General features: G+C 66.7%; 13 protein-coding genes. 5 read left to right on the forward strand and 8 right to left on the reverse strand.

The features are described 5' to 3' along the window. Positions 1-52 precede the first annotated feature (52 nt). Together egtB and egtD are read left to right on the forward strand one after the other, a co-directional pair. Positions 53-1,303, forward strand: coding sequence for an ergothioneine biosynthesis protein EgtB (gene egtB, locus BDW41_RS19295; protein ID WP_074551205.1), 1,251 nt, complete (start codon positions 53-55; stop codon positions 1,301-1,303). After that, positions 1,300-2,289 carry an L-histidine N(alpha)-methyltransferase gene (gene egtD, locus BDW41_RS19300; protein ID WP_074551203.1) on the forward strand — a complete coding sequence of 330 codons (990 nt, stop codon included), beginning with the start codon at positions 1,300-1,302 and terminating at the stop codon, positions 2,287-2,289. Before egtB ends, egtD begins: the two co-directional genes overlap by 4 nt. 47 nt (positions 2,290-2,336) lie before the next feature. Here egtD and BDW41_RS19305 read toward each other — a convergent pair whose 3' ends face one another. From BDW41_RS19305 to BDW41_RS19320, 4 genes are all read right to left on the reverse strand, one after another. Then, on the reverse strand, positions 2,337-3,491 hold the full coding sequence (locus tag BDW41_RS19305; RefSeq protein WP_083337751.1) for a calcium:proton antiporter: 1,155 nt from the start codon (positions 3,489-3,491) through the stop codon (positions 2,337-2,339). Positions 3,492-3,503: 12 nt separating this feature from the next. After that, on the reverse strand, positions 3,504-3,938 hold the full coding sequence (locus tag BDW41_RS19310) for a VOC family protein (RefSeq protein WP_233496936.1): 435 nt from the start codon (positions 3,936-3,938) through the stop codon (positions 3,504-3,506). Positions 3,939-4,328: 390 nt separating this feature from the next. Beyond that, the gene (gene mfd, locus BDW41_RS19315; RefSeq protein WP_074551201.1) at positions 4,329-7,784 is read right to left on the reverse strand and encodes a transcription-repair coupling factor; all 3,456 of its coding nucleotides are present in this window, start codon (positions 7,782-7,784) and stop codon (positions 4,329-4,331) included. Positions 7,785-7,900: 116 nt separating this feature from the next. Next, positions 7,901-8,512, reverse strand: a complete 612-nt coding sequence (locus tag BDW41_RS19320; RefSeq protein WP_074551200.1) for a GNAT family N-acetyltransferase — start codon at positions 8,510-8,512, stop codon at positions 7,901-7,903. Between the two features lie 181 nt (positions 8,513-8,693). Between BDW41_RS19320 and BDW41_RS19325 the strand changes: the two genes are divergently transcribed. Next, entirely contained in the window at positions 8,694-9,086 is a 393-nt protein-coding gene (locus BDW41_RS19325; RefSeq protein WP_074551198.1) for an MmcQ/YjbR family DNA-binding protein, read from the forward strand. Then, entirely contained in the window at positions 9,083-9,478 is a 396-nt protein-coding gene (locus BDW41_RS19330) for a VOC family protein (RefSeq protein WP_074551196.1), read from the forward strand. The genes BDW41_RS19325 and BDW41_RS19330 overlap by 4 nt, the downstream gene beginning before the upstream one ends. An 18-nt stretch (positions 9,479-9,496) precedes the next feature. On the opposite strand, the gene BDW41_RS19335 is transcribed toward BDW41_RS19330, so the two are convergent. The 4 genes from BDW41_RS19335 to BDW41_RS19350 all read right to left on the reverse strand — a co-directional run bounded on the left by BDW41_RS19335 (position 9,497) and on the right by BDW41_RS19350 (position 13,988). Further along, positions 9,497-10,405, reverse strand: a complete 909-nt coding sequence (locus tag BDW41_RS19335; RefSeq protein WP_074551194.1) for a cation diffusion facilitator family transporter — start codon at positions 10,403-10,405, stop codon at positions 9,497-9,499. Positions 10,406-10,466: 61 nt separating this feature from the next. Beyond that, complete coding sequence (locus BDW41_RS19340; RefSeq protein ID WP_074551192.1) at positions 10,467-10,985, reverse strand: Slp family lipoprotein; 519 nt, start codon at positions 10,983-10,985, stop codon at positions 10,467-10,469. Positions 10,986-11,068: 83 nt separating this feature from the next. After that, positions 11,069-11,950 carry a 23S rRNA (adenine(2030)-N(6))-methyltransferase RlmJ gene (rlmJ, locus tag BDW41_RS19345; protein WP_074551191.1) on the reverse strand — a complete coding sequence of 294 codons (882 nt, stop codon included), beginning with the start codon at positions 11,948-11,950 and terminating at the stop codon, positions 11,069-11,071. 115 nt (positions 11,951-12,065) lie between these two features. Beyond that, positions 12,066-13,988: a CocE/NonD family hydrolase gene (locus BDW41_RS19350; protein ID WP_074551189.1), complete on the reverse strand. Its 1,923-nt coding sequence runs from the start codon at positions 13,986-13,988 to the stop codon at positions 12,066-12,068. Between the two features lie 421 nt (positions 13,989-14,409). Between BDW41_RS19350 and BDW41_RS19355 the strand changes: the two genes are divergently transcribed. Further along, positions 14,410-15,360: an AraC family transcriptional regulator gene (locus BDW41_RS19355; RefSeq protein ID WP_233496937.1), complete on the forward strand. Its 951-nt coding sequence runs from the start codon at positions 14,410-14,412 to the stop codon at positions 15,358-15,360. Positions 15,361-15,363: the final 3 nt, after the last annotated feature.

Raw genomic sequence — 15,363 nt, forward strand, 5'->3', positions numbered from 1 at the left:
ATCACGAAGGGACCGGCACCGTCGGCCGCACAGGCGCACCCCGGAGGCGGCGATGACGTTGGCCCAATCGGCCGTGCAAGCCGAGGCGCTGACGCTGCGATTCCGGAGGATCCGCTCCCGCAGCATGGCCCTGTGCGCTTCGCTGACGCCGGAAGACATGATGGTGCAATCCATGCCGGACGCCAGCCCGGCGAAATGGCATCTTGCACACACCACCTGGTTCTTCGAGCGCTTCGTGCTGGAGCGCGATGCTGGCTACCGGTCGCCGCATCCGGAATGGAACGTCCTGTTCAATTCCTACTATCAGGCCGTGGGCCCGATGCACGCGCGCCCGCGCCGCGGGCTGCTCTCGCGCCCCAGCGTTGCGCAGGTGCGGGACTATCGCGAGAAGGTGGACGAGGCCGTGTGCGAATGGCTGTCGCGCGGCGTCGATGCGGCGACGGCGGGTGTGATCGAGCTCGGCCTCGAACACGAGCAGCAGCATCAGGAGCTGCTGCTGACCGACATCAAGCACGCGTTCTTCTGCAATCCGCTGTTGCCTGCCTATACCGCACCGCATGCGTCCTCGGCGGAAGCATCGGTGCCGATGACCTTCATCGCCGGGCGCGAAGGCATCGTCGAGATGGGGCACACCGGTGACGGTTTCGCCTTCGACAACGAGTCGCCGCGCCATCGCGCGCTGTTGCAGCCGCATGCGCTGGCCAACCGCTTGGTGACCAACGCCGAGTTCGCCGAGTTCATCCGCGACGGCGGGTACGACGAACCGTCGCTGTGGTTGTCGGAAGGCTGGGACACCGTGCGCCGTGAGCAATGGCAGCGACCGTTCTACTGGCAGGAAGACCTCGCCAGCGAGTTCACGCTGGCCGGCGTGCAGCCGATCGATCCGGATGCGCCCGTCAGTCACGTCAGCTATTTCGAGGCCGACGCCTTCGCCCGCTGGGCGGGTGCGCGGTTGCCCACCGAGGCGGAATGGGAGAGCGCCGCGGCGGCGTTGCCGGTACAGGGCAACCTGCTCGACGCGATGCATTTCCATCCGCAGGCCGCGACGGCCGGCGAGGGCATGCTGCAGATGTTCGGCGACGTATGGGAATGGACCGCATCGCCCTACGTCAGCTATCCCGGGTTCCGGCCGTTGGCCGGCGCACTGGGTGAATACAACGGCAAGTTCATGTGCGGGCAGTGGGTGTTGCGCGGTGGTTCCTGCGCGACGCCACGCGAGCACGTGCGCGCCACCTACCGGAATTTCTTTCCTCCCCATGCGCGCTGGCAGTTCATGGGGATCCGCCTGGGGCAGGACCGATGAGTGTGCAAGCTTTCGATATCCGCGACGACGACCGCCGCCCGCCTGTCGACGATCTGCTCGGCATCGTGCAGCGCGGGCTGCGCGCGCGGCCCAAGCGTCTGCCGTCGTGGCTGTTCTACGACGAGCGCGGCTCGCAACTGTTCGAGGACATCTGCGAGCAGCCGGAGTATTACCTGACGCGTGCGGAGATCGCGCTGATGGACGCCCACGCTGGCGACATCGCCGATGTGCTGGGCGAAGACGTGCGCCTGGTGGAGTACGGCAGCGGCAACGCCATCAAGACGCGCATGCTGCTCGAGCATCTGCACGCACCGGTGTCGTACGTGCCGGTGGAGATTTCCCACGAGCCGCTGCGCAACAGCACGCAGGCATTGAACGAGCGCTTCCCGGCCGTGCCAGTGCAGCCTTTGCATGCCGACTTCACGCGGCCGCTGCGCCTGCCCATTCCGCCGCGGGCGCCGCGCCGCACGGTGATCTATTTCCCCGGGTCCACCATCGGCAATTTCGAAGCCCGCGATGCCGCCGACCTGTTGCGCAAGATGCGCAACGAGATGGGCGACAACGGCGGCATCCTGATCGGCGCCGACCTCAAGAAGGACACCGCCATCATCGAGGCCGCCTACAACGACAAGGCGGGCGTCACCGCCGAGTTCACGCTCAACATGCTGGTGCGCCTGAACCGCGAGATCGGCAGCGATTTCGATCTCTCCAGCTTCCGCCATCGTGCGCACTACAACGCCATGGCGGGACGCATCGAAACCTTCCTGGTCAGCACGCGCGACCAGAAAGTGCGCGTCGGCAAGCAGCAGGTGAATTTCGCCGCGGAAGAGGCCATGCAGGTGGAATACAGCTGCAAGTACTCGCCCGAGGATTTCGCCGCGCTCGCCGGCAAGGCGGGCCTCGCCGTGGCCCAGGGCTGGACCGATCCCGCCGGCGGCATGTTCGCCGTGTACTACCTCGTGCGCGCAGGCGCGCGGGCGGCCTGAATCCACGGGGTGCGCTCCATGGGGAGCGCACCCAGCGCGGCTGGTCGCTAGGGGCTGAACACCAGCACCAGGAACACCACGAACAGCGACAGGTGCACCGCGCCTTCCAGCATGGTGGTGCGCCATCCCGAGAACGTCAGCGTGCTCAGCACCAGGGTGGAGGTAAGCAGCACGATGCTCGCCGAAGGCAGGCCAAGCACCACCGGCTTGCCCGTGAACAAGCCAATGGCCAGCACGGCCGGCACGGTAAGTCCCACGGTGGAAGCGGCGCCGCCCAGGCACAGGTTGATGGCGCGCGTGAGCTGGTCGCGGCGGATGGCGATCAGCGCCGAGATGCCTTCGGGCGTGAACACCAGCATGGCGATGATGATGCCGCCCAGCGCATGCGGCGCGCCGGTCGCCGCGATGCCGTAGTCGAGCACCTTGGCCAGGCTCTTGGACAGGATCACGATCGGCAGGATGTTGACGAGCAGCAAGACCAGATGAAACGCCATCTCGCCCTTGCGCGGACGGCGCGGCGGCGGCGGCGGATCCTCCGGCACGTTCGCATCGGTATCGGATCGTGGCGCGACAAAGTAACCCTTGTGGCGACCCGTCTGCAGCCACAGGAACAGGCCGTACAGGCCGATGGTGAGGATGGAGAACGCGATCGCCTGCACCGAGGTCAGCGTGCCGTCGCTGGTCGACGTGGTGAAGTTGGGCAGCACCAGCGCGATGGTGGCGAGCGGAATGATCACCGCGAGGAAGGCCGACGCGCCGTGCAGATTGTAGGCCTGCTCGTGATGACGGATACCACCGATCAACAGTCCAAGCCCCACCACGCCGTTCAACACGATCATGAGCACGGCGAACATGGTGTCGCGAGCCAGCGTGGCGGTATCGCCCGCGCCCAGCATCACGGCGGAAATCAGCACCACTTCGATCAGCACGATCGAAAGCGTGAGTACCAGCGTGCCCACCGGTTCGCCGAGCAGGCTGGCGAGCTCCTCGGCTTCGTGCACCACGCCGAACGAACCCCACACGATCACGAAGAACAACCACGCAAATAATGACAAGCCGATCTCGTGGCGGCTCAGGTGCTGCATCCAGTCCGAGCCGAAGACCAGGAACAGGGCGACCGTCGCCCAGGCGACCGCCGGCCGTATCAGCATCTTGGGATTGAACATCGGCTGCCCTTCGGGGCGAGGTGAGTCGAGGGTCATGGGTGCTCCGGCTCAGGGTGACTCTGTCATCAGCGTGCCGCCCCATTGCGCGGGATCGGCATCGGCGATGGTCTGCGAGAACTTCCAGCGATGGCCGCCGATGTCCTCCAGGGAATACTGTCGTTCGCCATAAGGGTAATCGGTTGGCGGATGGAGCACACGCGCGCCGGCCGCGCTGGCTTGCGCGTGATGACGGTCGACATCGGCGACGTGCACCATGACCGCGTGAGCGTGGTCGACAGCCTGGCCGTTCGGCAGTTCGGTGACCACGATGGAGGCGCCTTCGTAGATGAGCTGCACGCGATGATCGGCGATGCGCAGGCGCTCGCGGAATCCGAGCGCGCGACACAGCCAGGCGGCGGCTTCGAGAACGTCGGGGTAGGCGAGTTCGGGGATGATGATGCCCGGAGGCATGGAGCGGTTGGTGATCATGGCGGCGCGCGGCATGGACGATGGTTGCCGCGGACGATGCACCATGGGGTGTGGTTGGTGGGTGAGTTTGTGGGAGGGGGGCGTTGGTTATGTCGATTGACGTCAGCGCGCGCTTTACTACCAAGCGAGCCCTTTGCTCCTTCTCCCCTGCGAGGAGAGGGTTGGGGTGAGGGGCACATGAGGTGGCATTCTTGCCTCACCACTTCAAAAGAACCGTCATCCCGGCGCAGGCCGGGATCCAGTTTCGGTAATGATCGGTTGTCGCGCACGGGTGATTTGCTTCTTCGGGCGTCGCCGCGCGACAACCTAACGCAAAGTCACTGGATCCCGGCCTGCGCCGGGATGACGGCTAAAGCACGAAGCCGCAAGGCCAGAACGACCCAGCGCCATCCAACAACGCTCCCATCACCCCGGCCGCCGCGCCCCCAACTGCACCAACACCTCCTGCGCCGCCCGAATCCGCTCCGTTGCGCCGGGCAGTTCCAGGTTCACCTTGAGCTTGTCCTGCCCATCCAGCTTGTACACGCGCGGCTGGCTTTGGATCAGGCGGATGATCGCCATCGGATCGACTTCGGGCTTGTCGCGGAAGGTGATGCGGCCGCCGTTGGCGCCGAAGTCGAGCTTGCGGATGCCGAGCGGTGTGGCCATCAGCTTGAGTTGGGCGATGGCGAAGAGTTGCTTGGCGGCGTCGGGCAGCAGGCCGAAGCGGTCGATCATTTCCACCTGCAGGTCGCGCAGGTGGTCCTCGTTGCGCGCGCTGGCGATGCGCTTGTACAGCGTCAGGCGCGTATGGACGTCTGGCAGGTAGTCGTCAGGGATCAAGGCGGGCAGGTGCAGTTCGACTTCCGTCTCGTGCTCGCTGCTGAGATCGAAGTCCGGCACCTTGCCGGACTTCAGCGCACGCACGGCGCGCTCCAGCAGTTCGGTGTAGAGGCCGAAGCCGATTTCCTGGATCTGCCCGGATTGTTCGTCGCCCAGCAACTCGCCAGCGCCGCGTATTTCCAGGTCGTGCGTGGCGAGGGTGAAGCCGGCGCCCAGTTCTTCCAGCGAGGCGATGGCTTCCAGGCGCTTCTCCGCATCGGCTGTCATGGCCTTGCGATCGGGCACCACCAGGTAGGCATATGCGCGATGGTGCGAACGGCCCACGCGGCCGCGCAGCTGGTGCAGCTGGGCGAGGCCGAAGCGGTCGGCGCGGTTGATGATGATGGTGTTGGCGGTGGGGATGTCGATGCCGGTTTCGATGATGGTGGTGCACACCAGCACGTTGAAGCGCTGGCGATGGAAATCCGCCATCACGCGTTCCAGGTCGCGCTCGGCCATCTGGCCGTGGGCGATGCCGATGCGCGCTTCCGGAATGAGTTCTTCCACTTCGCGCGCGGCGCGCTCGATGGTGTCCACTTCGTTGTGCAGGAAATACACCTGGCCGCCGCGTTGCAATTCGCGCTGGAAGGCTTCGCGGATCAGCGCCGGTTCCCACTGCGCGATGAAGGTGCGCACCGCCATGCGATGCGCGGGCGGCGTGGCGATCAGCGAGAGATCGCGCAGGCCGCTCATCGCCATGTTCAGCGTGCGCGGGATGGGTGTGGCCGTCATGGTGAGCAGGTCCACCTCGGCGCGCAGTTTCTTCAGCTGTTCCTTCTGGCGCACGCCGAAGCGCTGTTCCTCGTCGACGATGACCAGGCCAAGGTTCTTGAACTTGATCTCCGGCGCGAGCAGCTTGTGCGTGCCCACGATCACGTCGATCTGTCCCTCGGACAGGCGCTTGAGCGCCTCGTTCACTTCCTTGGTGGACTTGAAGCGCGAGAGCACGTCCACGCGCACCGGCCAGTCGGCGAAACGGTCGGCGAAGTTGCGGTAGTGCTGCTGCGCGAGCAGAGTGGTGGGCACCAGCACGGCCACCTGGCGGCCCGCCGTGGCGGCGGCGAACGCGGCGCGCAGGGCCACCTCGGTCTTGCCGAAGCCCACGTCGCCGCAGATCACGCGATCCATGGCGCGCGGGGCGGCAAGATCCTTGAGCACTGAATCGATGGCCTGTTCCTGGTCGGGCGTTTCCTCGAACGGGAAGGTGGCGCCGAATTCCTCCACCATCTGGCGGTCGATCGGCATGGCCTCGCCGCCGCGTGCTTCGCGCTGCGCGTAGATGGCGAGCAGTTCGGCGGCGACGTCGCGGACTTTCTCGGCGGCCTTGCGGCGCGCGCGTTCCCACGCGTCGCCACCCAGCGAATGCAGTGGCGCCAGTTCGGGTGCGGTGCCGGTGTAGCGGCTGACCAGGCCGAGTTGCGCCACGGGCACGTAGAGCTTGTCGCCTTTGGCGTACTCGATGGTGAGGAACTCGCCTTCCATGCCGCCCAGTTCCATCGACACCAGGCCCTGGTAGCGGCCCACGCCGTGATCGACGTGGACGATGGGCGCACCGATGGTCAGTTCGGTGAGGTCGCGGATGATGCTTTCCGGATCGCGCGCCGCGCCGCGGCGGCGCTTGCGGTCCGTACGCACGCGCTCGCCGAACAGTTCGCGTTCGGTGAGCACGGTGAGCGCGGGCTCGGTGAGGGCGAAGCCCTGTTCCAGGCCGGCGATGGTGATGGCGAGCCGCAGCGTGTCGCTGCCGGCCAGGAAGGCCTGCCAGCCGTCTATGGCATCGGGCTTCAGGCCAGCGCTGGCGAGCTGTTCGATCAGCGCCTCGCGGCGGCCGGCCGAATCGGCGGTGATCAGCACGCGCCCCGGATAGTTCGACAGGAAGTGGCGCAGCGACGTGCCGGGCTCTTCGCCCTTGCGGTTGAGCGGCAGCTCCGGCGCCGGTTGGGTGCCGCTGGGCAGGGCGTGCTCGTGGCTGCTTTCCACCACTTCCACGCGCAGGCGCTTGTTGAGCTGTTCACGCAGCAGTTCGGGCGGCAGGTACAGCTCCGCTGGCGGCAGCACGGGGCGTTCGATGTCGTGTGCACGCTGGTCGTAGCGCTCGCCGGTCTGCGCCCAGAACTGGTCGGCCGATTCCAGCGCGCCTTCGCCGAGCAGGAACACGGCGCTGTCCGCCAGGTAGTCGAACAGCGTGGCGGTCTGCTCGAAGAACAGCGGCAGGTAATACTCGATGCCGCCCGGCGTCACGCCTTCCTTCATGTCCTGGTAGAGCGGGCAGCGCCGCACGTCGATGGGGAAGCGCTCGCGCAGGCGCGTGCGGAAATCCTTGGCGGCGTTCTCGGTGAGCGGGAATTCGCGCGCCGGCAGCAGTTCGATGTATTCCACCTGCTGCTGCGAGCGCTGCGTTTCCGGATCGAAGCTGCGGATGGATTCCACTTCGTCGTCGAACAGCTCGATGCGGTACGGTTCGGCGGCGCCCATCGGGAAGATGTCGATCAGCGCGCCGCGCACGGCGAAATCGCCGGGCTCGCCCACCTGCGGCACGTTGCGGTAGCCGGCGGCTTCCAGCCGGCGCTGCTCGGCGGCGAGGTCGAGCTTCTGCTTCTTCTTCACCACCAGCCCTGCGCCAGTGATGTGGCTGCGCGGGGCGATGCGCTGCATCAGGGTGGCGATGGGCACCACCAGCACGCCGCGCTGCACGTTGGGCAACTCATACAGGGTGGCGATGCGCTGCGAGACAATGTCCGGGTGGGGGCTGAACACGTCGTAGGGCAGCGTTTCCCAGTCAGGGAAGTGCAGCACCGGCAGGTTGCCGGCGAACACGCGCAGTTCGTCTTCCAGCGCGCTCGCGCGCTGCGTGTCGCGGGTAACGGCGACCAGCAGGCCCGGATGCGTGCGGGCGGCCTCGGCGACCAGCAGGGCGCGCGAGGAGCCGTGCGGCGACGTCCAGAAGCGGCGCTGCTTGGGCGTGGTGGGCAGGGACGGGTGGGGAATCGGCTTTGCCATGCGGACCCAACGATCGGTGGCGAGGCCTCATGCCGCGCCGGGAAAGCGGGCAAGTGTAACGCGACCGCCCCGGACGGGCCGGGGAGGTGGGCAAGGCGTTCGGATGAAAATGTGCGTCAGAGCAGCAGCGAGATCAGCGTGGTGCCCGGCTCGTCCGGCGACAGGCGGCGCACGAAGCCCAGTTCCTTGCACAGGTGGAGCATGGGGCGGTTTTCCAGCAGCACGTAGCCCCAGATCTCGCCCAGGCCGCGGCGGCGGCAATCGTCGACCAGCCGCTGCATGAGCAGGGCGCCCAGGCCCTGGCAGCTCCAGTCGCGCTCGACCAGCACGGAGAATTCGGCGCTGTTGGCCGCCTCGTCCACGAAGATGCGGCCCACGCCACGCATTTCCGCCGGCTTGACCGTTTCGTCCATCAGCACGAAGGCGGTTTCCACGGCCGGGTCGATATGGGTCAGGCGCTGCGCCATGGAATCGGGCAGCTCAGACATGGAGTGCAGGAAGCGGCGGCGGATGTCCTCCGGGGACAGGCGCGCGAACTGCCGCTTCAGCGCCGGCACGTCGCCGGGCTCGATGCTGCGCAGGTAAAGCTCGCGGCCATCATGCGCCTGCACCCGTTCGCCCTTGGGCGTCTTGGGTACTTCCACCAGGCGCGGACGCGCGAAGCGCTCGTTGCTGCGCACCGGGACCAGGGCGCGGCGGTTGCTTGAGTAGTCGATGGCGGGGCTCATGTCCGTACTTTACCGTATTGTGTGCACTGCAACATGAACAAAAGGCCTTGCAGCCATGGCTTTTTTGCGGCGCTATGTCGCATCGCGCCGATCCATGCCGGGCCGACCAAGGGGACGGCGTGCCGGCAGCAGGCAGAATGCGTCAGCAGGCACCCGCCGGCGTTGAAGGAGAGTGAAATCCATGGCAGCTGCGTCCAAAGGCATCACCCCGAAGCAGGTCGAAGCGCTTTGCGGGCACTGGCCTGGCGTCACCAGGGACATCAAGTGGGGTGCCGAGCTGGTGTTCAGCGTGGGCGGCAAGATGTTCGTCGTGATGCCGGTGGACGGCGGGCGGATCGCCTTGAAGGTCGAGGACGAGCGCTTCCTCGAACTCAGCGACCAGCCGGGTATCATCGCGGCCCCCTATCTCGCCCGTGCCCGCTGGGTCCAGGTGGTGGAGCCGCAGCGCTTCACCACCCAGGAGCTGTCGGAACACATCCGCACGGCTTACGGGCTAGTCCGCGCCAAGCTCACCAAGAAGCTGCAGGCGCAGCTCGGCGAATGGCCGCCGCACCCTGAGGAAAAGCGCAAGTGAAGCAATACATCGGCAGCATCGCCCTCATCGTGGCCGACTACGACGAAGCCATCGACTGGTACACCCGCGTGCTCGAGTTCACGCTGGTCGAAGACACCGACATGGGCGGCGGCAAGCGCTGGGTGGTGGTCGCACCGCCGGGTTCGGCCGAGACGCGCGTGCTGCTCGCCAAGGCGACCACGTCGGAGCAACAGGCTCGCGTGGGCGACCAGACGGGAGGCCGCGTGTTCCTGCTGCTGCACACCGACGATTTCTGGCGCGATTACCACCGCATGGAAGCCGCCGGCGCCACCTTCTGCGAAACCCCGCGCGAAGAAGCCTATGGCACCGTGGTGGTGTTCCAGGACCTGTATGGCAACAAGTGGGACCTGCTGCAGCTCAAGGGCCACTGATCCTTCCCGTGAGGTTGATCAGTCGGCGATGTCCGGCTCGAAGAAGCTCCAGCGGATATCGGGGAACTGCGCCTTCATGGCGCGCTCCACGCTGTTGATCGCCTGCACCAGCGCCGTCTGGTCGGGTGCGGGCGACATGCGCGCCTTCACCGCCACCATCACGTCGGGGCCCATCTGCAGGGTGATCACGTTCAGCACCACGTCCACTTCCGGGCGGGCGTTGATGAAGGCGATCAATTCCTCCCGGCGCCTGGGCTCCACGCCCTGGCCGATTAAGAGATCCTTCACCTCGCTGGCCACGGCTACCGCGACCACTACCAGCAGCGCGCCGATGATGATGGTGCCCACGGCGTCGTAGAGCAGGTTGCCGGTGATCATGGTGGCGAGCACGGCGACCAGGGCCACGGCAAGGCCGAACAGGGCGGCCAGGTCTTCACCGAAGATCACCAGCAGCTCGCTGGAACGCGTTTCGTGGAACCAGCGCCACAGGCTGCGGCCCTCGCGTGCCTTGTCCACTTCCTTCAGGCAGCCGTGCATGGAGATCGACTCGGCCACCACGCCGAAGCCGAGCACGCCGATGGCCAGCCATGGCCACTTCAGCGGCTCCGGATGGCTGAGCTTGTGGATGCCTTCGTAGATGGAAAACATGCCGCCCACGCTGAAGAGCAGCATGGCGACAAGGAACGACCAGAAATACAGCGCGCGGCCCCAGCCCAGCGGGTATTCGTCGGAAGGCGGGCGATCGGCCTGTCGCATGCCGAGCAGCAGCAGGCATTGGTTGCCGCAATCGGCCAGCGAATGCACGGCCTCGGCCAGCATGGCGCCCGAGCCGGTGATCAGCGCGGCGACGAGCTTGCTCAGGAAAATGGCGAAATTGGCGCCGAGGGCCAGCAGGATGGCCCTCAGTGAATTGGCGTGACCCGACATGTACCTTCCCTTGGATGACGTAGACAGGCTCCGGCGGGAAGTCTAGCCGGCCATCCCCGACTCAGCGTATGACGCCGCCCACACCCACGCCAAAGCTCACGTTGGACTTGCCCGCGTTCATCTCGTCGGGCGTCCAGCGGTGCGACTGGGCCACGCTGACCATCGGGAACACGTAGCCGGCTTCGCCCACCTTGCCGTCGCGCGTGCCGGTGATGCGGCCGGCCAGGGTGATCAGTGAACCGGCGGGATAGTCGAACGACTCCACATAGCCCGGCATCACCGCGATGAAACGTCCCCAGCCGCCGTTGTTGGCCAGCTTGGGGCGCTGCGAGCTGTCGAGCGGGTAGGCCACGATTTCCATTTCGCTGTGGTCGGAGAGGTTGCGCACCTCCACCACCTGGCCTCCCCAGATCACGTCCGCATTGGTGAATTGCCCTGGCGACTGCGCCACGATGTTCGGCGCGGTCACCACGGTGGTGGGCGAGGCCTTGTAGATCGGCGCGGGCGCGCAGGCCGCCAGTGCCAGCAGACTGGTGGCGATGGCGCTGCGCAGGAAGGTGCGTGTGACGTGCTGGTTCATGGCAGGTTTTCCCGGGCGATGGTCCGAGCTTAACGGGCTCGCGCGGCGGAAGGTATATAGCGTGTGGAAACCAGCCCGCGTGTTCAGCCCGCGCTTTCTTCCACCAGCCAGTCGAGCCGCCAGTGCGCGGGGTGTTCCTGCGACAGGAGGGGCGCCATGGCGCGCAGGGCGTCGCGCAGTGCCTCATCGAGTTTCCACGGCGCGTTGAGGATCACCATGCCCGAACCGTTGAGGCGCAGCGGCGAGTCGTCCGGATGCACCAGCAGCTCGGCGCGCAGCACCCGGCGCACGCCGCAGTGCTGCAGCCAGCGATGGAAGGGCTGCACCTGGCTGCGCAGCTTGATCGGATACCACACGGCGTAGACGCCCGTGGGCCAGCGCTGCAGGGCCATCTTCAGCGCCTTCTCCATCACCCGGTATTCGGCGTCCTGCGCTTCGTAGGGCGGGTCGATCAGCACGAGGCCGCGCTTCTCCTTCGGCGGCAGCAGGGCCTTCAGCGCTTCGTAGCCGTCCCGCTGGTGCACGTGCACGCGATGGTCGTGGTGGAACAGCTCGCGCAGGCGCGTGGCTTCCTCCGGATGCAGTTCGCACAGCTGGGCGCTGTCGCTTTCGCGCATGGCATGGGCCACCTGCAGCGGCGAGCCAGGATAGAGCTTCAGGCCATGCTCGTTGCCGGGCAGCCGCAGGATGCCGTCGAGCCAACGCCGCAGCAGCGGCGGCAGCGGCGGCGCCTTGCCGTTGCCCGCATGCAGGTCGGGGAACAGCAGGCGTGCGATGCCGTCCTTGTATTCGCCCGTCTTGCCCGCCTCGGCGCTGTCCAGCGCATAGCAGCCGCTGCCGGCATGCGTATCGACGTAGGCGAACGGCGTGGGCTTCGCCTGCAGGGCTTCGACCAGGGCGAGCAGCACGGTGTGCTTGAGGACATCGGCGAAGTTGCCGGCGTGATAGGCGTGACGGTAGTTCATGGGATGAAGGCGCCGGGCGGTGGGCCATTATAGGCGAGGGATGCGCGCGGCCTCTCCGTTTCCCCCGGACACCGGCCATGCCCCACCCTCAAGGAAAGGGTGGGGCGGCCGACCCTCAGCCGTTCGGCACCACCGGCAAGCTGATCGAACTGGCCGTGCCCGGCGTATGCCAGACCCGCTGCGTGGCCTTCTGATAATCCGAAGGCTTCGCCTCGAAGATATTCGGCACGAAGGTCTGCGGGTTGCGGTCGTACAGCGGGAACAGGCTGGACTGCACCTGCACCATGATGCGGTGGCCCGGCTGGAACACGTGGTTGGCGGTGGGCAGGCCGAAGCTGTAGAGCAGCGGCTGGTCCGGCGTGAGCGCCTGCGCGTGTTCGAAGCTGGTGCGGTAGCGGCCGCGGAAGATGTCCAGCGACACCGCCAGTTCGTAGCCGCCCATCTCCGGGTTGGAAGGCACCGTGTCCGGATACACGTCGATCAGCTTCACCACCCAGTCGCTGTCGGTGCCGCTGGTGGAGGCGTACAGGTTCACCTGCGGCGCGCCGCCGATATGCACGGGCGCGGTGAGCGGCTCGCTCACGTAGGTGAGCACGTCCGGACGTCCATCCACGAAACGCTGGTCGTTGACCAGCCAGCGCGTCCACGCGTCGTGGTCGGCGAAGTGCACCGGGCGCGGCTGGTACGGCACCGGTTTGGCCGGATCGGACACGTACTCGTCGTACTTGGCGGCATCGGCGGCCGGCGCGTTGAACGACAGCGAACCGTTGGCGCCCAGGTACAGCGCCTTGGGCTTGCTGGCGCAGCCCTTGTCGCAACTGAGCGGCCACGACTTGTAGCGGTCCCAGTGGTTTTCGCCGGTGTTGTAGATCAGCACCGGCGGCGTGTTCGCCTTGGGCGCGCCGGCCACCAGGTATTGGTCGAAGAAGGGCTTGAGCACATCGCGGCGGAATTGCAGCGCGGTATCGCCGTCCCACTGCAGCGGCCCCAGCGAATGCCCGTCGTAGTTCACCTGACTATGCCGCCACGGCCCCATCACGAGGAAGTTCTTGTCGTTGCCCTTGTCCTTGGGCTCCGTCGCCTCGTAGCTGTGGATGGCGCCCCACATGTCCTCCTGGTCCCACAGGCCCTGCAGCCACATGGTAGGCACGGTCAGCGGCTGCTGCGCCATCACCTTGTCCAGCGCCTGGTTCTGCCAGAACGCATCGTAGGACGGGTGTTCGTCGATCTTGCGCCAGAACGCCAGCTGCTCGAAGCCGTGCGCGCGGGCATAGTCGCCGGCGGAACCGGCCTGGAGGAAGTTGCTGTAGTCGTCGTAGCCCACGCGCGGAACGCCGCCCTTGCGGCCGCTCTTTTCGGCCGTCTGGCCGTAGATGTAGTCGAAGTTGGTCTGGCGGAAGGCGCCGTAGTGAAACCAGTCGTCGCCCATCCAGCCGTCGATCATCGGGCTTTCCGGCGCAGCCACCTTCAGCGCGGGATGCGGATGCACCAGCGCCATCACCACGGTGAAGCCTTCGTACGAGGAACCGAGCATGCCCACGCGGCCGTTCGATTCGGGGAGATTCTTCACCAGCCAGTCGATGGTGTCGTAGGCATCGGTGGAGTGGTCCACCTCGCTGGAGTTGAGCGGTCCGCGCAGCGGCCGCGTCATCACGTACTCGCCCTCGGAGCCGTACTTGCCACGCACGTCCTGGAACACGCGGATGTAGCCGCCGTGCACGAACACCTCGTCGCCCTGCGGCAGCGTGGCGTCCATGTGCGGCGAGGTGAACCGTTCGGCACGGCCGCTGGCGTCGTAGGGCGTGCGGGTGAGCAGGATGGGCGCGTTGTGCGCGTTCTTGGGGATGACGATCACTGTGTGCAGCTTCACGCCGTCGCGCATCGGGATCATCACCTCGCGCTTCACGTAGTCGTAGCCGGCCGTGTCGGCCACGAAGGCCTTCGGTGAAATATCGGGCGTGAGCGGCGCGGTCTGGGCGAAGGCGCCGGTGAAGGCGACAAGCGTGGCGACGGCAAGCAGGGTACGGCGGATAGGCATGATTCCTCCAGGCGGACGGTCGCCGTGCGTCAGGCGGTCCGGTGAGCGATGCGAAAGGGTGGTCCCGTAAGAGCCTGTTTACGATCTCCGCGTAGCCCGCGTTGTTCTTGAGTGGCTGCCCGGCGGCGCTGCGTGGCGCAGCGCCTGCCTGGTGGGCAGGTCAAGCCGCGCGGTGCCGTTGGGCGGCCACTCAAGAACAACCCTCCGGGCCGGGTCTGTTTGCCCGCAGGCCGGCGTCATCACTCGGTCGTGTACGGACGTACACGACCTCGCTCTTCCTTGTCCTGCGTGCAAACAGCTCCCGGCGCGGGCCACGCGGAGATCGTAAACAGGCTCTAAGGACTGTAAGCGAGCTGTCATCGTCCTCCCACCATGACTTCCTGCCTATACGAAGGCGCCACGCCATCGCGATTGCGCAAGAATGGGAACGCTGCCGTGGATCGCGCTCGCCACACTGGCCTTCACCTTGCCGGGAAGCATCGCCATGAAAGCCAATACGCGACAGGACTACCTGCAACGCATCGACCGCGTGGTCGCCGCGCTGCAGGGCGCGGTGGAGCAGGGCGGAGAGCTGCCGGAACTGGCACGGCTCGCTGCCGTGGCCCATCTGTCGCCGTTTCATTTCCATCGCATCTACCGGGCGCTGTCCGGCGAAACCGTGGGCCAGACGGTGGCGCGCCTGCGCCTGCTGCGCGCGCTGCAATTGCTGGCGGAGCCTTCGGAACGGGTCACCGAGACGGCCCTGGCCGTGGGCTACGAGACGCCGCAGGCCTTCGCCAGGGCGTTCCGCCAGGCTTTCGACGCGTCGCCCAGCGAGTGGCGCGGACAACACGAGCGCCTGCAGGAGGCCATGCAGCGGCTGCGTTCGCCTGCCGTTGCCGGCGACGCCGGTGCCGTGGCCATGCGGGTGGAAGTGGTTTCGGTGGAGCCGTTTCGCGTGGTCGCCACCCGTTACGACGGCGACTATCGCGACCTGGACAAGGCGTATGGACGTCTATTCGAATGGGCGGCCGGCCACGCGCTGCTGGAACGCATGGCGGGCATCTACGGTGTAGCGCACGATGGCGGCCCGGATGCCAGCTACGATCGTGGCGCGTTCGATTGCGCGATCGCCTTCCATGGCGGCGACGTGGCGACCGACGGTTACACCTTTCCGCTCCAGCTGGGCGGCGGACTGTGGGCTCGCTGGCGTCACGTCGGCTCTTACGATCATCTCGGTGCGCAGACGGATCGCCTGGTCGCCGCCTGGCTTCCCGACAGTGGCTACGTGCTGCGGGACGAGGCGCCGTTCCGGCACTTCCTCGATGATCCCGAGGACGTGCCGGAGGCGGCATTGCGTGCGGATGTCTACCTGCCCATCGCGCCGGGCTGACGC

The sequence above is a fragment of the Dyella sp. AtDHG13 genome, from assembly GCF_003201105.1.
Taxonomy (GTDB): domain Bacteria; phylum Pseudomonadota; class Gammaproteobacteria; order Xanthomonadales; family Rhodanobacteraceae; genus Dyella; species Dyella jiangningensis_B.